27 protein-coding genes are annotated in these 20,479 nt (G+C 62.4%); 17 read left to right on the top strand and 10 right to left on the bottom strand.

Annotation, left to right across the window (positions count from 1 at the left end):
• Positions 1–306: 306 nt before the first annotated feature.
• Together X751_RS155400 and X751_RS1000000167465 are read left to right on the top strand one after the other, a co-directional pair.
• Positions 307–1,833 (top strand): ABC-F family ATP-binding cassette domain-containing protein, encoded by a 1,527-nt coding sequence (locus X751_RS155400; protein WP_023744306.1) that lies wholly within the window; start codon positions 307–309, stop codon positions 1,831–1,833.
• A 147-nt stretch (positions 1,834–1,980) separates the two neighbouring features.
• Complete coding sequence (locus X751_RS1000000167465) at positions 1,981–2,154, top strand: hypothetical protein (RefSeq protein WP_023672009.1); 174 nt, start codon at positions 1,981–1,983, stop codon at positions 2,152–2,154.
• Between the two features lie 49 nt (positions 2,155–2,203).
• Here the strand turns inward: X751_RS1000000167465 and X751_RS155405 are convergent, their stop codons facing one another.
• The gene (locus tag X751_RS155405; protein WP_023672010.1) at positions 2,204–2,818 is read right to left on the bottom strand and encodes a glutathione S-transferase; all 615 of its coding nucleotides are present in this window, start codon (positions 2,816–2,818) and stop codon (positions 2,204–2,206) included.
• Positions 2,819–3,018: 200 nt separating this feature from the next.
• Here X751_RS155405 and X751_RS155410 point away from each other — a divergent pair, with 200 nt between their 5' ends.
• Both X751_RS155410 and X751_RS155415 read left to right on the top strand, forming a co-directional pair.
• Positions 3,019–3,447 (top strand): glyoxalase/bleomycin resistance/extradiol dioxygenase family protein, encoded by a 429-nt coding sequence (locus X751_RS155410; RefSeq protein ID WP_023691563.1) that lies wholly within the window; start codon positions 3,019–3,021, stop codon positions 3,445–3,447.
• A 71-nt stretch (positions 3,448–3,518) separates the two neighbouring features.
• Positions 3,519–3,872 carry a DUF1428 domain-containing protein gene (locus X751_RS155415; protein ID WP_023744305.1) on the top strand — a complete coding sequence of 118 codons (354 nt, stop codon included), beginning with the start codon at positions 3,519–3,521 and terminating at the stop codon, positions 3,870–3,872.
• A gap of 7 nt (positions 3,873–3,879) precedes the next feature.
• On the opposite strand, the gene X751_RS155420 is transcribed toward X751_RS155415, so the two are convergent.
• Complete coding sequence (locus X751_RS155420) at positions 3,880–5,514, bottom strand: sulfotransferase (protein ID WP_023744304.1); 1,635 nt, start codon at positions 5,512–5,514, stop codon at positions 3,880–3,882.
• Positions 5,515–5,717: 203 nt separating this feature from the next.
• A complete protein-coding gene (locus X751_RS155425) occupies positions 5,718–5,900 on the bottom strand; it encodes a hypothetical protein (protein WP_023683727.1) in 183 nt (60 codons plus the stop codon).
• A 323-nt stretch (positions 5,901–6,223) separates the two neighbouring features.
• Here X751_RS155425 and X751_RS155430 point away from each other — a divergent pair, with 323 nt between their 5' ends.
• From X751_RS155430 to X751_RS1000000167460, 3 genes are read left to right on the top strand one after another with little or no spacing between them, the layout of a single operon-like run.
• Entirely contained in the window at positions 6,224–6,493 is a 270-nt protein-coding gene (locus X751_RS155430) for a hypothetical protein (RefSeq protein ID WP_023672014.1), read from the top strand.
• Positions 6,490–6,756 carry a hypothetical protein gene (locus tag X751_RS155435; RefSeq protein WP_023672015.1) on the top strand — a complete coding sequence of 89 codons (267 nt, stop codon included), beginning with the start codon at positions 6,490–6,492 and terminating at the stop codon, positions 6,754–6,756. The genes X751_RS155430 and X751_RS155435 overlap by 4 nt, the downstream gene beginning before the upstream one ends.
• A 37-nt stretch (positions 6,757–6,793) precedes the next feature.
• Positions 6,794–6,931, top strand: a complete 138-nt coding sequence (locus tag X751_RS1000000167460) for a hypothetical protein (RefSeq protein WP_023683725.1) — start codon at positions 6,794–6,796, stop codon at positions 6,929–6,931.
• Positions 6,932–7,486: 555 nt separating this feature from the next.
• Here X751_RS1000000167460 and X751_RS155440 read toward each other — a convergent pair.
• Positions 7,487–7,900 (bottom strand): Kazal-type serine protease inhibitor domain-containing protein, encoded by a 414-nt coding sequence (locus X751_RS155440; RefSeq protein WP_023672018.1) that lies wholly within the window; start codon positions 7,898–7,900, stop codon positions 7,487–7,489.
• Between the two features lie 484 nt (positions 7,901–8,384).
• Between X751_RS155440 and X751_RS155445 the strand changes: the two genes are divergently transcribed.
• The 3 genes from X751_RS155445 to X751_RS155455 all read left to right on the top strand — a co-directional run bounded on the left by X751_RS155445 (position 8,385) and on the right by X751_RS155455 (position 9,780).
• On the top strand, positions 8,385–8,597 hold the full coding sequence (locus X751_RS155445) for a cold-shock protein (protein WP_006202520.1): 213 nt from the start codon (positions 8,385–8,387) through the stop codon (positions 8,595–8,597).
• A 352-nt stretch (positions 8,598–8,949) separates the two neighbouring features.
• Complete coding sequence (locus tag X751_RS155450; RefSeq protein ID WP_023672019.1) at positions 8,950–9,162, top strand: cold-shock protein; 213 nt, start codon at positions 8,950–8,952, stop codon at positions 9,160–9,162.
• 192 nt (positions 9,163–9,354) lie between these two features.
• Entirely contained in the window at positions 9,355–9,780 is a 426-nt protein-coding gene (locus X751_RS155455; protein ID WP_023672020.1) for a BA14K family protein, read from the top strand.
• A 67-nt stretch (positions 9,781–9,847) separates the two neighbouring features.
• Here the strand turns inward: X751_RS155455 and X751_RS155460 are convergent, their stop codons facing one another.
• The 3 genes from X751_RS155460 to X751_RS155470 form a co-directional block, all read right to left on the bottom strand.
• On the bottom strand, positions 9,848–10,486 hold the full coding sequence (locus X751_RS155460; protein ID WP_023695789.1) for an MBL fold metallo-hydrolase: 639 nt from the start codon (positions 10,484–10,486) through the stop codon (positions 9,848–9,850).
• A gap of 230 nt (positions 10,487–10,716) precedes the next feature.
• Positions 10,717–11,031 (bottom strand): hypothetical protein, encoded by a 315-nt coding sequence (locus X751_RS155465; RefSeq protein WP_023672022.1) that lies wholly within the window; start codon positions 11,029–11,031, stop codon positions 10,717–10,719.
• Between the two features lie 145 nt (positions 11,032–11,176).
• Positions 11,177–12,070 (bottom strand): branched-chain amino acid aminotransferase, encoded by an 894-nt coding sequence (locus tag X751_RS155470; RefSeq protein WP_023744303.1) that lies wholly within the window; start codon positions 12,068–12,070, stop codon positions 11,177–11,179.
• A 243-nt stretch (positions 12,071–12,313) separates the two neighbouring features.
• Between X751_RS155470 and X751_RS155475 the strand changes: the two genes are divergently transcribed.
• The 4 genes from X751_RS155475 (at position 12,314) to X751_RS155490 (ending at position 16,291) form a co-directional block, all read left to right on the top strand.
• Positions 12,314–12,847 (top strand): MarR family transcriptional regulator, encoded by a 534-nt coding sequence (locus X751_RS155475; RefSeq protein ID WP_023683723.1) that lies wholly within the window; start codon positions 12,314–12,316, stop codon positions 12,845–12,847.
• Positions 12,834–13,553 carry a response regulator transcription factor gene (locus X751_RS155480; RefSeq protein WP_023744302.1) on the top strand — a complete coding sequence of 240 codons (720 nt, stop codon included), beginning with the start codon at positions 12,834–12,836 and terminating at the stop codon, positions 13,551–13,553. Before X751_RS155475 ends, X751_RS155480 begins: the two co-directional genes overlap by 14 nt.
• A 76-nt stretch (positions 13,554–13,629) precedes the next feature.
• Positions 13,630–15,045 (top strand): ATP-binding protein, encoded by a 1,416-nt coding sequence (locus X751_RS155485; RefSeq protein ID WP_023672026.1) that lies wholly within the window; start codon positions 13,630–13,632, stop codon positions 15,043–15,045.
• Between the two features lie 223 nt (positions 15,046–15,268).
• Entirely contained in the window at positions 15,269–16,291 is a 1,023-nt protein-coding gene (locus X751_RS155490; protein WP_023701587.1) for a glycosyltransferase family 1 protein, read from the top strand.
• A 10-nt stretch (positions 16,292–16,301) separates the two neighbouring features.
• Here X751_RS155490 and X751_RS155495 read toward each other — a convergent pair whose 3' ends face one another.
• The 3 genes from X751_RS155495 to X751_RS155505 form a co-directional block, all read right to left on the bottom strand.
• Positions 16,302–16,661 (bottom strand): tRNA-binding protein, encoded by a 360-nt coding sequence (locus X751_RS155495; RefSeq protein ID WP_023672028.1) that lies wholly within the window; start codon positions 16,659–16,661, stop codon positions 16,302–16,304.
• A 6-nt stretch (positions 16,662–16,667) separates the two neighbouring features.
• Positions 16,668–17,168, bottom strand: a complete 501-nt coding sequence (locus X751_RS155500; protein WP_006202532.1) for a YbjN domain-containing protein — start codon at positions 17,166–17,168, stop codon at positions 16,668–16,670.
• A 316-nt stretch (positions 17,169–17,484) separates the two neighbouring features.
• Positions 17,485–17,787: an accessory factor UbiK family protein gene (locus tag X751_RS155505; protein ID WP_023672029.1), complete on the bottom strand. Its 303-nt coding sequence runs from the start codon at positions 17,785–17,787 to the stop codon at positions 17,485–17,487.
• 397 nt (positions 17,788–18,184) lie between these two features.
• Here X751_RS155505 and X751_RS155510 point away from each other — a divergent pair, with 397 nt between their 5' ends.
• The 3 genes from X751_RS155510 to X751_RS0132920 all read left to right on the top strand — a co-directional run bounded on the left by X751_RS155510 (position 18,185) and on the right by X751_RS0132920 (position 20,473).
• Positions 18,185–18,424 carry a BrnA antitoxin family protein gene (locus tag X751_RS155510; protein ID WP_023683720.1) on the top strand — a complete coding sequence of 80 codons (240 nt, stop codon included), beginning with the start codon at positions 18,185–18,187 and terminating at the stop codon, positions 18,422–18,424.
• A 103-nt stretch (positions 18,425–18,527) separates the two neighbouring features.
• The gene (gene lgt / locus X751_RS155515; protein WP_023672032.1) at positions 18,528–19,412 is read left to right on the top strand and encodes a prolipoprotein diacylglyceryl transferase; all 885 of its coding nucleotides are present in this window, start codon (positions 18,528–18,530) and stop codon (positions 19,410–19,412) included.
• Positions 19,409–20,473 (top strand): class I SAM-dependent methyltransferase, encoded by a 1,065-nt coding sequence (locus X751_RS0132920; protein WP_031246998.1) that lies wholly within the window; start codon positions 19,409–19,411, stop codon positions 20,471–20,473. The genes lgt and X751_RS0132920 overlap by 4 nt, the downstream gene beginning before the upstream one ends.
• The last annotated feature ends 6 nt before the right edge of the window (positions 20,474–20,479 follow it).

The raw sequence follows: 20,479 nt of genomic DNA, 5'->3' as shown, positions 1-20,479 counted from the left end.
AAGAGCGCTCCACCACCGCCGCATCCGTCGCCACTTGCCTCCACCCCCGCCTTTGGTGTAATCGCTCCACACACTCAAAGTTTTGTCTTGAAAGGAGGGCTGCGTGTCTATCGATCACCATCGTCAGCGTGGCCCGATTTCGGCCCTGCGAGTTCGCTTGCAGGGCTGACCAGGGACATCACGGGTTTTTTCCCGTTTCGATTTTTTGGTCTGCCCTTCGTGGTGCGCAAAGCTGAGCCTGACGGCCGGCAAGCACACCGTCAAAGTGCATCCGGAGTTGTCTCCGGCAAGACCAGAGAAATCGCAATGGCCCTGATCAGCCTCAAATCCCTCGGCGTCACCATGAGTGCGCCGCTGTTTTCCAATCTCGACCTCACCATCGGCGCCGGCGACCGGCTCGGCATCGTCGCCGCCAATGGCCGCGGCAAGTCGACCTTGCTTAAATGCCTGACCGGCGCGCTGGAGCCGACCTCGGGCGACATTTCTCGCACGCGCGGCCTGCGTGTCGGCCATGTCGAGCAGTCGGTTCCGCCAGCCCTTCTCAGCCGCAGCTTCCGTCAGGTGGTGGCCGATGCCTTGCCGGCCGAGCAGGCCGACAGCGAGATGTGGCGGGTCGACGTGGCGCTGGATTCGCTCGACGTGCCCGAACCGATGCGCGAACGGCCGATGCAGGCGCTGAGCGGCGGATGGCAGCGGCTGGCGCTGATTGCCCGCGTCTGGGTCACCGACCCCGATGTGCTTTTGCTCGACGAGCCCACCAACCATCTCGACCTCGCCAAGATCAGCCAGCTGGAAAGCTGGCTGAACGCCCTGCCTCGCGAGGTGCCGGTGGTCATCGCCAGTCACGACCGCGCCTTTCTCGACGCCGTCACCAACCGCACGCTGTTCTTGCGCCCGGAGGACTCGCCGGTGTTTGCACTGCCCTATTCTAGGGCGAGGCAAGCGCTCGACGACCTGGACGCTTCGACGGCGCGCCGGTTCGAGCGCGACATGAAGGTGGCGCAGCAACTGCGCAAGCAGGCCGCCAAGCTCAACAACATCGGCATCAATTCCGGCAGCGACCTTTTGACGGTGAAGACCAAGCAACTCAGGGAACGGGCGGAGAAGCTGGAAGACGCCGCGGTATCGGCGCATCGCGAGAAATCAGCCGGCGCGATCCGGCTGGCCAACCGCGGCACCCATGCCAAGGTGCTGATTACGCTGGACGACGCCACGGTGGAAACGCCGGACGGCATGCTGCTGTTCAAGACCGGCAAGCGCCACATCTGCCAGGGCGATCGCATCGTGCTGCTCGGCCGCAACGGCGTCGGCAAGTCGCGTTTCGTCAACCTGATCCGCAATGCCATCTCCGAGCCTGACACGGTGCCGAACGTCAAAGTGACGCCGTCGACGGCGCTCGGTTACAGCGACCAGGCGCTGGCCGGCATCAGTGGCGACGACACGCCGCTGGCCATGGTCTCGCGCCGCTACGATGTCGGCGAGCAGCGCGCCCGTTCGCTGCTTGCCGGCGCCGGCGTTGTCATTGAGATGCAGGAGAAGAAGATCGGCGTGCTGTCCGGCGGCCAGAAGGCGCGGCTGATGATGCTGGCGCTGAGACTCGCCAACCCCAACTTCTACCTGCTCGACGAGCCGACCAACCATCTCGACATCGACGGCCAGGAAGCGCTGGAGGAGGAACTGCTCAAGCACCAGGCGAGCTGTGTGCTCGCCTCGCACGACCGTTCCTTCATCCGCGCCATCGGCAACCGCTTCTGGCTGATCGACAAGCGGAAGCTGACCGAAGTCGAAGACCCCGAGGATTTCTTCCGCTCAGTGGCTGAAACGGCGGGCTGAGGAACTACCACCATGGGCCGCACTGTGTTGCGGCCCATGGTTTCACATCTCCCAGAATATTTTCAGCGCTCTGTCGGATCGCCTGAACCTGCTGCGTCCTTGGGATGCCGACACGATGATGCCGGCTTCATCTGAGGAGAACGCATCATGTCCATCCTGTCATCCATAGGCCGCGTCGCCGCCCGTTACGCACAGAACCGCGCCCGCTATCGCAGCGAGCGCGAGCTTCTGGCCCTGCCGATCGAACTGCGCAAGGATATCGGCTGGCCGGAAATCCTCATCGACGCGCAAAACGGCCCGCGGATCTGCAGGGCGCCCTGACCATGCGGTCGGGAAAGATCGATGCAGGCCGCCGCGGGGCGACCGTTGCTCAGTCATGCGTATCGCCCGACAGCGGCGTCGCCTGCATCGATCGACGCTTTTCGAACGCCTCGAACCAGCGCGTCAGCCGCGCCCGCGCGCGAAAGGACGGCAGCTGGCGGAACGCCATCCAGGACAGCGTGGTGGCAAGCGCTATATGGCCGACATGGAGCGGTGTCTCGTCGTCCAGCGCGCTTTCGATCCAGTCATAGCTGGCCTCGATTTTTTCCCGGTAGCCTTCGGCAAGCGCTGCATAGCGCAACTGTTCGGGCCGCCTTTCCGTCTCCCAGCGCAGGCCTATGCCCGTCTGCGCCAGGCCTTGGGCGACCGCCTGCAACCGCAACGCCTGCCAGCGCGCTTCGCCGTCCTGCGGCAGCAATTTGCGGCCGTCATGCAGCGTATCGAGATAGGCGCAGATGACATCGGAATCGAAGAGCGGCGGCGCATCCGGCCGCAGCAGCACCGGCACCTTGCCGAGCGGGTTTTCGGCGTAGACACTGGCATTGCGCAAGGTCGGGCTGGTCTCGTGATGAATGACCTCGAGCCGGTCGGCAAGCCCGACCTCATGGGCGAAGACGAGCGCTTTGCGCGCAAAGGGCGAATGGGTCTGGTAATAGAGGATCATTGTCGTCTCAGCGGGGTTAAAGGAGCAGTCCCCTTTCTAGCCTGCTGACAGCGAGCATTGCGCTCTGATTGGGCGCCGCCGACGCAAGTTCGTTTCGCCAGAAAATCGCATCAGACATGTAGGATCGCGGCCGGCTCGTTCGTCCTAGGGTTCGCAAGGCCAAACCAAATGCCCAGACCAAACCCAAAGAGGAACAAGACATGACCGACCAGACCCCCATTCAGCCGGCCGCGAAAGTTCTCGGTGGATTGACCCCCTATCTGCAGCTGGACGGCGCCTTCAAGGCCGCCGAATTCTACAAGAAGGCTTTCGGCGCCGAACAGGTGTTCTTCTATCCGCCCGATGAGCAGGGCCGCACGATGCACATCCATCTCCACATCAACGGCTCGACGCTGATGATTTCCGATTTCTACCCCGAAAACGGCATGCCTGCCGTCAAGCCGCAGGGCTATACCATGCAGCTCCATCTCGGCGCCGACGAGATCGATGGCTGGTGGAAGCGCGCGGTCGGTGCCGGCTGCGAAGTCGCAGTGCCGCTGCAGCTGATGTTCTGGGGCGACCAGTGGGGCAACATGCGCGACCCCTTCGGGGTCGAATGGGCGATGAACGCGCCGGCGAAGAAAGACTGACCACCGCTGACAAAGCTCCTCACCGGCTGACGCCGGTAAGGAGCTTTGTGAGATACTCCAAGGAGAACCTCATGTCCTATGTCGATGGTGTCGTGCTCGCCGTGCCGAAGGCAAATATCGATGACTACAAGAAGCTGGCCAACCTCGCAGGCCCGATATGGAAGGAACACGGAGCGCTCGCCTACGTCGAATGTACCGCCGACGACGTGCCCTATGGCGAGTTGACCTCGTTTCCGCGTGCCGTTCAGGCAAAAGACGACGAGATCGTCGTCTTCGCCTGGGCCGTCTATTCGTCCAGGCAAAGCCGCGACGCGGTAATGGCCAAGGTTATGGCCGATCCGCGTTTGACGCCCGATTCGGGGCCCATGCCCTTCGATATGAAGCGCATGATCTTCGGCGGCTTCCAGCCCTTCATCGAGCTTTAGCCGCTGCTCAGGCCAGCTTGTCCAGCAGCGGCTTCAACCTGTCGCCATAGCGCTTCCAGAGATCAACCGAGCCCTGATACATCGGCTGGCGCACCTGCGCGGCCGAGGCCGTGCGCACCGGGCGGTCGGTCTCGTGGAACGACAGCGCCTTGTCGTCCCAGGACAGGCCGAGATGCCCGATCAGCGCCCGCGTCTGTCCCTCCTGGTCGGCCACGAAATCCTCGTAACGCACGTCATGGACGACGCCCGGCAGAACATCGTGCCAATGCGCCATGATGTCGGTGTAGATGTTGTGGAAATCGGCGAGCTCGCCCAGATCATAGCCGTAGCGGTGGTTGTCGCCGCGGAAATGCACCTTGTAGATCGAAAGGCAGGTCGCCGCCGCATCGCGCGCGCAATGGATGATCTTGGCTTTCGGCAGCATCATATGGATGAAGCCGATGAGCAGGAAGTTGCCGGGCATCTTGTCGGTGACATGCCTGAAGTTGGGATAGCGCTCATGCAGCATGTCGAGATAGGCTTGGCCCGCCTCCGCAAACTCCGCGTCGGATACATCGACCAGTCCCCAGGGGAAACCTCCCGGCATGGTCAGCGGAAATTGCTTGCCGACCGCGGTTTTCAACATGCTGAGCTCGCCCGCGCCATAGACTTGTGGATGGCTGGCGATGATCTGTTCGACCAGCGTGGTGCCGGAGCGCGGCATGCCGACGACGAAAATCGGCGTGTCGTCGGAGATTGCACTTGGCTTGTGCTTTTCGAAAAAGCCGGCGTTGAACACCGTCTTCATCGCCTCGAATTCGGCCCGCGTCCTGACCGGATCATAATCGATGCCCTTGCGGCGGATCGCATTGCCTTCAGCGAAATAGTCGAAGGCCCTGTTGTAGTCCTTCAAATCGTCATTGGCCTTGCCGAGACCGAAGGACAGCTGCATGCGCGCCAGGCTGTCGGCCGGCGCCTTGGCATGCTGGGCCGCCATGCCGGCGAGTTCGGCGTCGCGCTCCTTCTGGCGCTTGACCTGCGTCAGCATCAGCCAGGCTTTTGCCATGCCTGGCGTGATCGCCAGCGCCTGCCGGAACAGGTCGGCCGCCTCATCGAGCTTGCCTTTTTCCATCAGCCCGACGCCGAGCCCGTGCAACAGGTCGGCATCCCTGGGCCGGATCGTCAGCGCCTCGCGAAAGGTCGCCAGCGCCTCGTCCAGACGACCGGCTTCCTGCAACGTTTCGGCAAGCCCGATGCGGGCGCGGACATGGAAGGGATTGCGCCCGATTGTGCCGCGATAGATGTCCTCCGCAGCCTCGAACTGGCCGAGCTGTTTCAACGCCGAACCCAGATTGTCGCGTGCCGCGAGCTGGTCGGGCTTGAGATCTACCGCGCCGCGGAAGAAATCGGCGGCCGCTGCGATGCGGCCGAGATCGCGCATCACCGTGCCGAGATTGTTGAGGAAATCGGGATTCTTCGGCTGCAGACGCACAGACTGCTCGATCAGCTCCAGGCCTTCGGGGTTGCGCCCGGTCTGGTGCAGCAACAGGCCCAGGAAATGCGCCGCTGCCGGGTGATTGGCCTTGCGCGCCAGCACCTGCCGGTACAGCGTCTCGGCCTCCTGCCGGCGCCCGGCCTGATGCAGCTGCAGCGCCTGCTGCACATATTGGTCGAGGCCCAGCGGCGGCTGTCCGCCAGCTCCAGCACCCGCCGCTCTTCTCTGATCTCTGTTGATGGGAAACCTGCCGTGTTTTGTCCGCTTGCCGCGATCTAGGCCATCGGCGCTGCAGGTTCAAGGGAAGAGTGGGCTCGCCAAGGGCGCGGACCTCTTCGAAACTCTAGAGGAATTCCAGGAAAATGTAGCGTTCAAATCAGCCGGTTGCTCTCGGCGAGCCGGCGCTCCCGCCGTTGCGTGCCGTCGGTGTCGGCAATCTTGCGCCGTGCCGCTTCGTCGCTTCTTATCGTCAGGCGCACTGATATTGCCTTGGGGAAGAGGACGATTGGCTCGATTGTTGCGGTCGGACGATCCGGCGTTTTCATGAATCTCATATATTTTTGCCTTTCGTAAAAAATAATCTTAGGGGCACCGGAATAATTATTCCGATGCGCTCTAAATAAGAAATTGGCTGATATTGTTCCACGATAGCAGATTTATTAGGGGTTTATACGAGAAATTTTTTATACCGGTCGAGCCGTGGCGGAAATCAGCTTGAATAGCCAACAATTTCGGATTATTGATCTGAGATCGTTTTTTGGGTCAAGCTTGGCATATAGCGGCGTCGGAGATACTCGACCCGCCAAACTCATTCCAATCGCCGATGGTTGAGTTCCCGGTTGATGCCGGAAAGCATCGACGAACCAGAGCCAAGCCAATGCCGGATCGCACCACCCGTTCCATCGCCCATTTCGCGGCACCCTTCGTGCTTGGCGGGCTGGAAGGGCAACTGCCGGCCGGCGACTATGACATCGATCACGACGAAGAGCTGATCGAGGGCATGTCGCGGCTTGCCTGGCGTCGCGTCGCCACCTTCATCCATTTGCCGGCAAGGGCGGTGAAGAACCCGGCCACCAGCCAGCTTGTCGCCATCGACTACCTCGAACTCGAAACAGCGCTGAGGCGCGACCAGGAGAACGCAGCATGATCCGCTTCCAGCAGAATGCGCGTCCGCGCACCGACACGCCCTCGCACCTCTTCGCCATCGGCCAGACCGTGCGCATGAAGAGCCGCAGCGGGCTCGCCCAGAAGACCGCCGAGCTGTTTCAGATCAAGAGCAGATTGCCGGTCAAGGATGGCTCGCCGCAATATCGCATCCGCAGCGAGGAGGAGACCTATGAGCGGGTCACCACGGAAGACAACCTCGAAGTAGCGGACGCCCCGGCTGTCCCCGACAGCCAGGCAGTCTGACACCGCACCCACCCAGCACGTACGAAGGAGCAGACAGATGGCCAAGGGTCAGCAGCGCAGCAATCGCGAAACGCGCAAGCCCAAGAAAGACAAGGTGGTGGCCAAGGCCGCCTCCCCGTTCGGTTCCTCGGTCAAGCAGGCAGAGAGCAGCCTGAAGCCGAAGTCGAAGGGCTGACCAGGCAGGGCGCGCCTGGCGCACCTGCCGGCAATGGACTGACGATCTCGGACTGACGATCTCGCCCAAAACTCTGCAACGGAGGCTTGCTTGACGTTCTTCGTCGAGCCGCTCGCGCGACGTCGACGAAGCCACGCTCGACAAGGTATCGCTGGACGCGCCGAACCTGCGCGCCGCCCTGCAGGGCGCCACCGCGCTGTTCCACAGCCTCGCCATGCCGCAGATCCCCGACCGTCTGCGCATTTGCGACGAGGACGGCGCAGAGCTTTATGCCGGCCCGGCCGACGGGGCGTATTCGGCGTAGGCAACCACTCCGATCCGCGACCTTGCCTTCTCCCTTGGGGGTGAGAAGCGGTCCGCGCAGCAGACGAAAAGCCAATTGTTGGCTTTTCGAGTTTCGAACGCCCTGAGCCTGCGAAGGACCAAGGGTGGTCCGGTCCACCCGCCCGGTCCCCGCTGCTTCGCAGGGTCCCGGCATTCGCCGCCTTTTTTATCGTGCCAGTGGGACGGTGAATTCGCCTCCGGCGGACTCACCCGACAGGGGAGAAGGAAAAATCAGCAGGGGCCGTCCTCGACGACGCGGTAGTCGGCGGCACGGGCCTCGCAGGCGTTGGGAAAGGTGCGCAGCTCGCCATGGCGGCGGGCGCAGACCGGGGCGTATTCGCGCGTGCAGAATGTCGGCTCTTCGCCACCACCGCCACCACCGCCGCCGTCGCGGCAAGGGCCGTCGCGAACGATGCGGTAGCCTTCCCGTTCGGCAAGGCAGGCATTGGCGAAGGTCTGGCGGTCACCGCCGCGCCGCGCGCAGACCGGCTCGTATTGCCTGGTGCAGAATTCCGGTTCCGGCCGTGGCGGGCGCGGACGTGGTCCCGGCCCGTCATCGACGACGACGGTGCAGGCCGCAAGAAGACCCGACAGGAAGAGAATAGTAAAACCCTGGCGCGAGAAGATCGTCGCAAGAAATCTCATGAATATGCCTCCCTCGAGACCCCCGTCCCCGGCGCAAAACGCGCCTGTCGATCCTCGCCATTCCCTTGCCAAATGCAACCCCCGTTTGCGGCGCGGGAGCCATGCGATGCCCGGCCCGCGCATTGCTTTGGCCCTGGACCAAACCGCTGGACCATGCGTGGCCGGGCTCTGGCTGATGAACTCTTAAGAACCCAGGTTTATCGAAGCGCCTTCGTTGGGATGCGTCGATGGACGCGGCCCGCGGCGCTATCTTGCAACGATCACGTTTCCGTGCGATAAATTTTGTGTTCGGGCATTTGCGACCCGGAGAGCGGAACGTTTTGGACGACCTTTCCCCGATACTGTGAATCTCTGACGGCCCCATTTTCGGCGGGGGGTTTTACCATGCGCAAATGCAGGACTGCCGAAGCAACCACCGGGACTTGCCCACGATGCCAGGCGGCGGGCAAACCATAAGACTGACACGGGTGAAGGAGTTTCCCCAATGGCCCAGACCGGCACCGTTAAATTCTTCAACGCGACCAAAGGCTTCGGCTTCATCACGCCCGACGGCGGCGCCAAGGATGTGTTCGTCCACATTTCCGCGATCGAGGCCTCGGGCCTGCGTACCCTCGTCGACGGCCAGAAGGTCACCTTCGACGTTGAACCCGACCGCATGGGCAAGGGTCCGAAGGCGGTCAACCTCCGCGCGGCCTGAACCGGCGGTGCCCGCGCGCCCGTCAGGGCGCTCGAAAAAGCACCTAAAGCGTGTTTGAACCGGCTTTGTCAGCCGTCCAGAGTTTCGAAGGCGCGACGTTTCCCGTTGCGCCTTTTTCATGACCGCCGTCGCCGGAGGCAAAGGACGCTTTATCGGTCAATGCCGTGGCTGATCGCCGGAGCAATCGTCTGGCGCGAATTGCCTTCGGTGCCACGATCTATTTGACCAGCCTTCAGCGTTGCCGCCGTCGCCAAAACTTTCTCTTGCCGATAGCGCTAAAATAAAGGACAAATTTCCCTTCGGGCATTTGCCGGCCCGAAACTGGACTTTATGGGATCAAAGGGAGCTTCCCATGCCGCAGACCGGCACCGTCAAATTCTTCAATCATGCCAAAGGCTTCGGCTTCATTACGCCCGACGACGGGCAGAAGGATGTCTTCGTTCATATTTCGGCCGTGCAGGCTTCGGGTCTTTCCGGTCTGGAGGATGGACAGAAAGTGACATTCGACACCGAGCCGGACAAGCGCGGCAAGGGTCCGAAGGCCGTCAACCTGTCGGTCGGCTAAGCTGGCTCAAGACAGTCCGGACGGAGATTGACGAGGCGGAGCGCCTTGCGTACGCGCTTGGTTTTGCCGCAAGAACTGGATCGTATCAGCCAATTCCGTTCAGCCCCCGTTCAGCCACGGTCTTCTATTAATCGTCCCCTAGGCTGGACCGCATCCCCGAAAACTATCCGGGCCGGCACGAAGGAGACCAAAATGAATCGCATTTTCAAGACCGCCATCCTGGGCGCCGCTCTGGCCGCGACCACCCTCGCCACCTTGCCTGCCGCCAATGCCAAGGACTGGAACCGCTGGCATCATGGCCATGGTCGTCATCATAATGGCGACGCGCTTGCGGCCGGTGTCGTCGGCCTTGCGGCCGGCGCTCTGATCGCCGGTGCGCTGAGCAACCCGCAGCCGCGCTACAGCAGCTATGACGACGATTACGACTACCGCGAAGTGCGGCCGGCGCCGGTGCGCCGTTACTATGCCGAACCGCGGGTCGTCTATGCCGACCGCTATGCCGAGCCGTGGACCCGCGACTGGTACGAATACTGCTCGGACCGCTACCGGAGCTTCAATGCCCGCAGCGGCACGTTCACCGGCAATGACGGTGAGCAGCATTTCTGCGTCGCGAATTGAGCTTCCCTGTCCCACAAAAAGCGCTGACCGCAAGGCCAGCGCTTTTTTTCTTGGCAGAAAGACATCGCTAAGTCAGGAAGGGATTGGTCCGCCTTTCCTCGCCAAAGCGGCCACCCGGGCCGTGGCCGCAGATGAAGCCGATCTCGTCACCGAGCGGCAAAAGCTTGTTCTTAATCGAGGCGATCAGCGCCGCATGGTCGCCGCCCGGCAGGTCGGTGCGCCCGACCGAGCCGCGAAACAGCACGTCGCCGACATGAGCGAACTTCGCCGCGCGATTGTAGTATACGACATGGCCGGGCGCATGGCCGGGGCAGTGCAGCACCTCGAACATGTGTGAGCCGAACGAAACCGTCTCGCCCTCTGCGAGAAACCGGTCGGGCACGCAGTTGCGCGCCCCGGCAATGCCGTAGCGCTGGCCCTGGTTCTCGAGATTGTCGAGCAATAGCTTGTCGGCTTCGTGCGGGCCGATGATCTCGATGCCGAGTGCTTCCTTCAGCTCCATGGCGCCGCCGGCGTGATCGATGTGGCCATGGGTGATCCAGATCGCAGCGGCGGTGATCGCATTGTCCTTCAGCACCGCCAGCACCTTGTCGATGTCGCCGCCCGGATCGACGACGACGCCATGCTTGTCATCCATGTCGAACAGGATGGTGCAGTTCTGCTGGAAAGGCGTGACCGGCACGATGCCGGCATTGAGCTGACCCATGATTGTCCTTTCGCTGTTCCAGCGTGATGTAGAGGCGCGGGCGAAGGCCGTCCACTGCTGAAAGGCAAACAGTCCGTCCTAAAACAGAAATGGGCGGCCCAACGGCCGCCCATTTGACGAAGCCTGAGTCTCGAGCAATTCCAGGAAAAGTGTAAAGCGGTTTTCCGTCCGGAATTGCGTAAAACAACAAACTAGATCATTCGCCGTGAAACGGTGAATGATCTAGAGGCTTACTTCTTCATCGCGCCCATGACCGCACCGATGATGCCGGTCAGGATGGCGCCGCCGCCGGCGCCGCCGAGCAGGTTTTTGAGGTTCAGCGTATCACCCAATCCGCCCGCTGCCGTGGCAGCCGCTGCCGGGTCGGCCGTACCGCCGAGCAGGCTGCCGAGGATCGCCGCGCCGCCGACGCCGCCAACGGCGCCGCCGAGGATTTTGGTCAGCTGGCCCATCGCCGCATTCTTCAGCGCAACGCCGACCGCCTGACCACCGACAACACCTGCAATTACCTGCACAACGAGCGCAATGAGCGTATTCGTATCCATGTACCTAGTCCCTCCATAGCTGCCAGCCTCCCGGGCCGACACCATCATGAGACGCTGAATTATACGAAAGTCAAATGCACAGATGCTGAAATAAAGGGGCCGGCCTCAAAACCGCCCCTGCTTGCGAAAAAAGCTGTGACTTTCGTTATTCTGCGGCTATCGCATGCTTAGGTTGCACCGCAGCAGAATAGTCGTTCAACAAAGTCTTGGCGATCTCGCCGACCTCGAATCGGTAGGGACCGATCTCGGAGACCGGCGTCACTTCCGCTGCCGTTCCGGTGAGGAAGCACTGTTCCAAGCCTTCGAGTTCCTCAGGCATGATGGCGCGCTCGACGACTTCAAGGCCGCGGTCCTTGGCGAGGCCGATGACGGTGCGGCGGGTGATGCCGTCGAGGAAGCAATCGGGCTTCGGCGTGTGGATCTTGCCATCCTTGACGAAGAAGATGTTGGCGCCCGTTGCTTCGGCGACCTGGCCGCGCCAGTCGAGCATCATGGCATCGGCATAGCCCTTGGCCTCGGCGGCATGCTTGGACATGGTGCAGATCATGTAGAGGCCGGCGGCCTTCGACTTCGACGGCGCGGTGCGCGGATCGGGCCGGCGCCATTCCGCCAGATCGAGACGGATGCCCTTGAGCTTCTGCGCCGGGTCGAAATAGCTCGGCCATTGCCAGATGGCGATGGCGCAGTTGATGCGGCTGTTCTGCGCCGACACGCCCATCTGTTCGCTGCCGCGCCAGGCGATCGGCCTGACATAGGCGTCCTGGAAACCCTGCTTCTTCAGAAGCGTGGTCGAGGCGTCATTGAGCTCGGCCACGGAATAGGGAATATTGAAGCCGAGCAGGCGCGCCGATTCATGCAGACGCTCGGTGTGCTCATTGAGCTTGAAGATGGCACCGCCATAGGCGCGCTCGCCCTCGAAGACGGCGCTGGCATAGTGCAGGCCGTGGGTCAGCACGTGGATCTTGGCGTCGGCCCATTTGACGAACTCGCCGTTGATCCAGATGAAGCCGTCCAGTTGGTCGAAGGGAACGGATGCCATGGAAACCTCCCGCGGGCGGCGACCCGCATATCATTGGTGTTGTTTTTGTTGCGCGACAGCCGCGTCGGGCGGCCCTTGAAGCGTAAGCTGAGAATCGAACTCTGGCAAACTTAGGAAGTTCCGGAAAAACCGCACTCCCTTCCCTTTTCGTTCGCAATCCGCCCAAAAGCTTGCCAAAAATTACCATTGCAGGGGAATTACGTCAATAGTACTGACATATTTCCCTCTATGGACGGAGAAATGATGACGGATCGAAGCCCAGCTGCCGGAAAACCGATCAAGACGCCGATCACCGACGAGGACGGCATCGACTTCGCCATCATCGAACTGTTCTTCTTTGCGTATCGCGATTTCACTTCCGATCCGGACCAGATCCTGGCCGATTACGGCTTTGGCCGCGCCCATCACCGGGTGCTGCATTTCGTCAACCGCCGGCCGGGACTGACGGTCGCTGAACTGCTCGACGTGCTCAAGATCACCAAGCAGAGCCTGGCGCGGGTGCTCAAGCAACTGATCGACACCGACCATATCGTGCAATTGCAGGGTCCGCGCGACCGCCGCCAGCGGGAGCTCTATCCGACAGCCAAGGGCCGCGCCTTGGCGCTGGCCCTGGCGCGGCCACAGTCACGCCGCATCCGTGCTGCATTGGAAGATTCCGGAGCCAGCGAGCGTCCCTTGATCGAACGATTCCTGGAAGCCATGGTCAATCCGGAACTAAGGGCGCAGATCGACATTGTGCCTGCAAACATGTCAGGGAAAAGCCATGGAGACCATTGAGAGGGTGGACCAGCCGGCGGCGCCGGACGATGACGCGCCGCATCTGCTTGTGGTCGACGACGACACCCGCATCCGCAATTTGCTCAAGCAGTATCTGACCGAAAATGGCTTTCGCGTCACTGTCGCCGGAAATGCCGGCGAGGCCAGGCGAAAGCTTGCAGGACTCGACTTCGACCTCCTTGTCCTCGACGTCATGATGCCCGGAGAGACCGGCGTCGACCTCACCAAGGCGCTGCGGGCGGAGAAGAACGTGCCGATCCTGATGCTCACCGCGCTATCGGAAACCGACAGCCGCATCACCGGGCTCGAGGCCGGCGCCGACGACTATCTGCCCAAGCCCTTCGACCCGCGCGAACTGATCCTGCGCATCAACAACATCCTGCGCCGCGGCGGCCCGGCGACGACGCCCAAGGTCGAGCAGCTGGTCTTCGGCCCCTACACCTTCCAGATCGCCAGGCGCGAGCTGAAGCGGGGCGGCGAGGCTCTGAAGCTGACCGACCGCGAGCAGGAGATCCTGGCGATCTTTGCCGCGCGGGCCGGCGAAACCATCCCGCGCCATGAGCTTGTCGGTGACGATTCGGAAGTCGGCGAGCGCACCATCGACGTTCAGATCAACCGGCTGCGCCGCAAGATCGAGCGCGATCCGTCCAATCCGGTCTGGCTGCAGACGGTGCGCGGTATTGGGTATCGGCTCAGCGTGGAATAGAATGCCGCTGACGGCCGCCCTTTGGCCATAGATATGTGGCCATCGACCAGCGGCCATTGACCCAGCGGAAGGATAAATGGCGACCACGCAACTGGAACGGCCGGAACAAGGCGGCTTTGGCGCGCGCGTATCACGCGCGCTGAAAGCAATGCCGCGTGCCTGGAAGCGGTTCTGGCGGCTGGTTGCGTTCTATATGCCCAAGCGGCTTTATGCCCGCTCGCTGATCATCGTCATCGCGCCGATGATCCTTCTGCAGTCGGTCGTCGCCTTCGACTTCATGGAACGCCACTGGGCAACCGTGACGCAGCGCCTGTCGCAGGCAACCGTGCGCGACATCGCCGCGATCATCGACATGATCGAGACCTATCCGCATGATGGCGACTACGCCAACATCATCCGCATCGCCCAGGACCGCATGCAGTTGAAGGTCGACCTCTTGCCGCCCGACCCGTTGCCGGCGCCTGGACCCAAGCCCTTCTTCTCGATCCTTGACGACGTCCTTTCCACCGAGATCACCCGCCAGATCAACCGCCCGTTCTGGATCGACACGGTCGGCAATTCCAACATCGTCGAGGTCCGCATCCAGCTCGAGGGCAAGGTGCTGCGCGTCTTCGTGCGCCGCAGCCAGGCCTATGCCTCCAACACCCACATCTTCCTGATCTGGATGGTCGGGACGTCGCTGGTGCTGCTGACGATCGCCATCCCCTTCCTTCGCAACCAGATCCGGCCGATCCTGTCTCTGGCCGAGGCCGCCGAAAGCTTCGGCAAGGGCCGGCCGATGCCGCGCGATTTCCGCCCACGCGGCGCCGAGGAGGTCCGCCGGGCCGGCTTTGCCTTCATCCAGATGCGCGAGCGCATCGAACGCCAGCTGGAACAGCGCACCGCCATGCTGACCGGCGTCAGCCACGATCTCAGAACCATCCTCACCCGCTTCAAGCTGCAGCTGGCGCTGGCCGGCGGCAAGCCCGAGACCAAGGCCGCGCTCAACCAGGACATCGACGACATGCAGTCGATGTTGGAAGGCTATATCGCCTTTGCCCGCGGCGAAGCGTCGGAAGATGCCGGCCATTTCGATCTCGAGGCCTATTTCCAAAAGCTCGGCGAGGAGGCGTCGCTGCACAAGCGCAAGCTATCGACCGTGCTTGCCGGTGATCCGGATGTGCATGTGCGCCCGCACGCTTTCGCCCGGCTGTTGTCCAATGTCGCCGGCAATGCCTTGCGCTATGCCAAGACGGTGGAGATCAGCGCCGATCACGGCCGCGGCTCACTCGTCGTCACCATCGACGATGACGGTCCGGGCATCCCGCCGGAAAAGCGCGAGGACGTGTTCAAACCGTTCGTGCGGCTCGACGAGGCGCGCAACCTCGACGCCAGCGGCACCGGCCTTGGTCTCTCTATCGCCCGCGATATTGCCCGCAGCCATGGCGGCGACATCATGCTGGAAGACAGCCCGCTCGGCGGCCTGCGGGCGGTAATCAAGGTGCCCGCCTGACCAAAGCATGATCTGGAAGGCGGGGCTCGGCCAAAAACCACCTTCATCCGCCCGTCATGAAACCATGGTCAAGAGCGCGCATGAAGCGCGCGACCTCAGTTGATTCGGCTCAGCCGCCTTACTTCGACCTCGTGCCTGCCCGGGTGCGGTGGAGCGAAGCGAGGGCAGCCGGGCCGTACCGCTATCGCATCAAGGCAACCGTTGATCCGAGCAAAGGACCGCCATGCGCATCCTGATGGTCACCGACGCCTGGCGGCCGCAAGTCAACGGCGTCGTCCACACGCTGGAGCGGCTCACCGAAACGCTGAAAACCTTCGACGTTGCGGTCGACTTCCTGACCCCGAACATCTTTCGCACCTTGCCGTTGCCGACCTACCCCGACATCAGGCTGGCGCTGACCACGCCCGGTCATGTCGCGCGGCTGATCGAGGCTCGCAAGGCCGACCATATCCATATCGTCACCGAAGGCCCGCTCGGCATCATGGCGCGGCGCTATTGCCGCAATGCCGGCCGTCCCTTTACCACCAGCTATCACACCCGCTTTCCCGAATATCTCAGCGCCCGCCTGCCAGTGCCGGAGAGCTGGGCCTATCGCTGGCTGCGTGATTTCCACAATTCCGGACAAGGCACGCTGGTCGCCACCCAGTCGCTGGCGGAGGACCTTGCGTCGCGAGGCTTCACCAAGCTCAGGCCGTGGACGCGGGGCGTCGACACCGATCACTTCCGCCCGGACAAGAAGAAGGACCTCGGCTTTCCCGGCCCGGTATTCCTGTGCGTCGGCCGCGTCGCCATCGAGAAGAACCTGAGCGCCTTCCTCGATCTCGACCTGCCCGGCAGCAAGGTGATCGTTGGCGAAGGACCGGAACTGGCCAGGCTCAGGGCGAAATACCCGCAGGCGCATTTTCTCGGCCATCGCCCGAACGATGAGCTGGCCGAGATCTACGCCTCGGCTGATGTTTTCGTTTTCCCCAGCCGCACCGACACGTTCGGCAACGTCATCATCGAGGCGCTGGCCAGCGGGACGCCGGTGGCCGCCTATCCGGTCACCGGACCGATCGACATTGTCGGCGACGGCATCGGCGGCGCGGTGTCGACCGATCTGCGCAAGGCCTCGCTCGCCGCGCTCAATGTCGACCGCGCCGAGGCGCGCGAACGCGCCATGCGCTACAGCTGGAAAGCCTGCGCCGAGATGTTCATGGACACGGTCGAAGAGGCGCTCGGCACCACGCGCAAGCTGGCCGCCTGACGCAATCTTCCTAAAATAGTCGCCCGCCGTCCGGCACCTTGCGCTCGATGGCGCCAAGCACCACGGCGCCTTCTTCATCAGGGAAGCCGAGCGTGAGCACTTCCGACATGAACGGACCGATCTGGCGCGGCGGGAAATTCACCACCGCAAACACCTGCCGTCCCACCAGCGTTTCCGGCGCATAGTATTTCGTGATCTGTGCCGAGGATTTCTTCACGCCGATCTCAGGGCCGAAATCGATCTTCAGCTTGAAGGCGGGTTTGCGCGCCTCGGGGAAAGGCTCGGCCTCGACGATCGTGCCGGCACGGATGTCAACACGATCAAAATCGGCAAAGCTGATCTCGGGCTTGCGCGCGCTGCTCGAACTCATGGAAGCTCAAGCGTTGCCATAGGTCTCGAACAGGACGCCGGCCAGCGCATCCTTGGCCGAGGTTCCCGACCAGACAACGAACTGGAAGGCCTGGAAATAGCACTCGCAGGCTTCAAGCGCCGACGACAAAAGCACCTCGACCTGCTGGCTCGACGGTTCGACCCCGCCGGCGAGCAGCAGCGACTGGCGAAACATGATCGCGCCCTCCTGCTCCCAGAGATCGAAATGGCCAAACAGCATCTGCTCGTTGATCAGCGACAAAAGCCGCATCACTTCCAGCGCGCGGGCTTCCGGCACCTTGATGTCGAAAGCACAGGCCAGATGCAGCGCCTCGAAATCCTCCATCCATGAGAAGGAGACGTGATAGTCGGTCCAGCTGCCGGCAACCGAGATCGAGATTTCGTCATCGCCGGCCCTTTCGAAGGACCAGTCATTGTTATGGGCGACCTGCTCGATGACATCCACCGGATGGATTTCGCGGGAGAATTCGAGTTCGAGAAGTTCCATGGAATGCTTCCTGTGTTCAGGGGAGCGCCACACGCTCCGCGGGGCACACACGACGAACAATCTTGTCTTGAACTCGGACGGCCAGGACTTCACGACACAAAGACCCCGGACCGGACCCCACCGCCCGGCCGCATGACCCTGCTCCGAATCATGCAACAAATTCAGTCTATTGATCGGGAGTCGCGTGAACAGCCTAATTTTTCGCACTGCGTCATCAGCATGTGGAAAGGCGCTGTCACAAAGATTCATGCATTGCCGGTAAACGATTCACGGCAAAGCATTTTTTCGGATTGTGCTTTGTGGAAAAGTTCAAATTTTATTTTTTTGCTTTGGGCTTTGCCGCAGCCACAGGTGCGGCCTGTCCGGTCAATTCGGCAAGCCTGGCCTCGAGCGCATCGATGCGGGCGGCCAGCCTGGTGTTTTCTTCGCGGGCCTTGGCAGCCATGTCGCGGGCAGCCTCGAACTCCTCGCGCTGCACCACATCCATGGTGTTGAGGATGCGCTCGGCCTGCCCCTTGAAGGCAGTCTCCACCTCGCGGCGCACGCCTTGTGCGGCACCCGCGGCATCGGTCATCAGCTTGGCGAATTCATCGAGAATGCGGTTCGGTCCGGTCGACATGGCAAATCCTCGCTTGCTGGAATTGACGTAGTGGCACTGCCTGCGGAATGCAAGAACGTTGAAGCTGGTGCGGCTTCATGTCGGACGCGATTTGGCTCACGGTCCGGCCGACAGATTGCTATTATCGCAAATGGATTCTTGGAACGACGGTTGCCGTGACGGACAGTGCGGACTTGGAGAAGCGCTTTGCAGCACTCGATGCAGCACTCGCAAAGGGCATTTCGGATGCCAGTGCGGGCCGGGTCTAGCCTGGCGACGAGGTGCTGGACAGGCTTGAAGCCAAATACAGGGCAATGGCAGAGAGAACCAAGTGAAGTTACTGGTCTTCACAGACCAGCGGCCTAGTTTTCCTCACGACTTGCTCCAGGCAAGAGTCACTCTCATTCAGGATCAACCAATGGCAACGCCCCCGCGCCGACCGACCAATCCGATGGAAGCCGCTGAAGCGGCCTTCAAGCCGGTCAAGAAACCCGCGCCTCCCATTCGCGAACCCTCCGCCGCACCAAACGTTCGCGAGCTTGTCTCGATCAGGATCGATCGCGCCGTGCTCGACCATTTCCAGGAAGATGGCCCCGGCTGGCAAGACAGGATCAACGATGCGCTCAGGCAATTGGTCGCCGGCAAGCCGCAGGGTTGAGCCCATTATCTCTGACGATCAGGCTGTCGTCACCTTGCCTTGACCCCGCCAAAACCCTGCCGCATGGTCCGCGCCCTAACGCGAGCCCTCCCAGGAGATCCTGTTGAACGACTATTTCCCGCTGCCGATGGCGTCGCTGTCCTTCCCCAACATCGACCCGATCCTGGTTCAGATCGGCCCGCTGGCTGTGCACTGGTACGGCATCGGCTATATCGTCGGCATCCTGTTCGCCTGGTGGTACGCCAAGCGGCTCGTCACCAACACAAGGCTGTGGCCTGATGGCGTCTTGCCGATGAAGCCGATCGACCTCGACGATTTCATCGTCTGGGCCGCCGTCGGCGTCGTGCTCGGCGGACGCACCGGCTATGTGCTTTTCTACGATTTAAAGCGCTATATCGACCACCCGCTCGACATCTTCGCCGTCTGGCAGGGCGGCATGTCGTTCCATGGCGGCCTGCTTGGCGTCATCCTCGCCATGACGCTGTTTTCCCTCAAGCGCGGCATCCGCACCTGGACGCTGTTCGACGTGGTGGCAGCCGGCGTGCCGGTCGGGCTCGGCCTCGTCCGCATCGCGAACTTCGTCAATGCCGAACTCTGGGGTCGCGTGACCGACGTGTCGTGGGGCGTCGTCTTCTGCAACGAGCGTCTCCAGCAGACCGTGGCGGGTTGTGTCGCGGGCCTGGAGCCTCGCCATCCGAGCCAGCTCTACGAAGCGCTGCTCGAGGGCGCGGTGCTGTTCCTGGTCCTGCGCTTCCTCACCCATTCGCGGCTGAAGCTGAAGACGCCGCGCTTTGTCGGCGGCGCCTTCATTTGCGGCTACGGCCTGTCACGCATCTTCGTCGAGTTCTTCCGCGAGCCCGACCAGCAGCTCGGCTACCTCCTCGGCGGCTGGCTCACCATGGGCATGGTGCTGTCGCTGCCGATGGTGCTGGCCGGCATCTGGGCGATGGCCACAGCCAAACCGGCGCCGCAACCACAGCCGGCATGACACGGCTGAAGACCCGCATCGTCGACCTGATCGGCGCGCTCGGCCCCCTCCCCGTCAACGAGTACATGGCGCTCTGCCTGTTCGATCCCAGCGACGGCTACTACACCACGCGCGAGCCGTTCGGCGCCGCCGGCGACTTCGTCACCGCACCCGAGATCAGCCAGATGTTCGGCGAACTCGTCGCCGTCTGGCTCTATCAGGCCTGGCTGGCGATCGGCCGACCCCTGCCGGTCACCATCGCGGAGATCGGGCCTGGCCGCGGCACGCTGATGAAGGACATGCTTCGCACCCTGACGCGGCTCGATCCGGCTATCGCCGCCGGAGCCTCCTTCGCTCTGGTCGAGACCAGTCCGCGGCTGACCGAAATCCAGAAGCAGACGCTTGCCGAAACTTCGGTTGAGCTCGGCTGGCACGAAACCATCGCCACACTACCGCAGGCGCCGTTGCTGATTGTCGGCAACGAATTGTTCGACGCTGTGCCGATCCGCCAGTTCATCCGCGCCGGCGCCGGCTGGCGCGAACGGGTGATCGGCCTCGATGTCTCAGACGAGTTGAGCTTCTTCGCCGGCGCCGGCTCGGTCGAGGCGATGCTGCTGCCGGAAGACGCCGCCGAGGCGCCACAAGGCTCTATTTTCGAAATAGCACCGGCCCGCGCGGCACTGATGGCGACCATTGCCGAACGCATAGCCGACCACGGCGGCGCCGGGCTGTTCCCTGATTACGGCCATCTCCAGCCCGGTTTCGGCGACACATTGCAGGCCGTGCGCAGGCACGCCCCAGAAGATGTGCTGGCCAATCCCGGCGAAGCCGATCTCACCGCCCATGTCGAGTTCGCGGCACTGGCCGCCGTCGTGCGGGCGCATGGCCTCGATGTGGAATTGGCGACGCAGGGCGACTTTCTGCTTGGCATGGGATTGCTTGAGCGAGCTGGCCAGTTGGGCAGCCAGGCAAGCCAAGAGGCACGACAAACCATTGCCGATGCCGTCGAGCGCCTGGCCGGACCCGACGGCATGGGCACGCTGTTCAAAATCCTGAAAATCCTGCCGCATCAGCCAGTCTGACCCTCA

Source organism: Mesorhizobium sp. LNJC394B00 (genome assembly GCF_000502555.1).
In the GTDB taxonomy this organism is placed as follows: Bacteria; Pseudomonadota; Alphaproteobacteria; order Rhizobiales; family Rhizobiaceae; genus Mesorhizobium.
The sequence above is the reverse complement of the archived record's forward strand: the minus strand, read 5'-3'. Positions and strand labels throughout refer to the sequence as shown.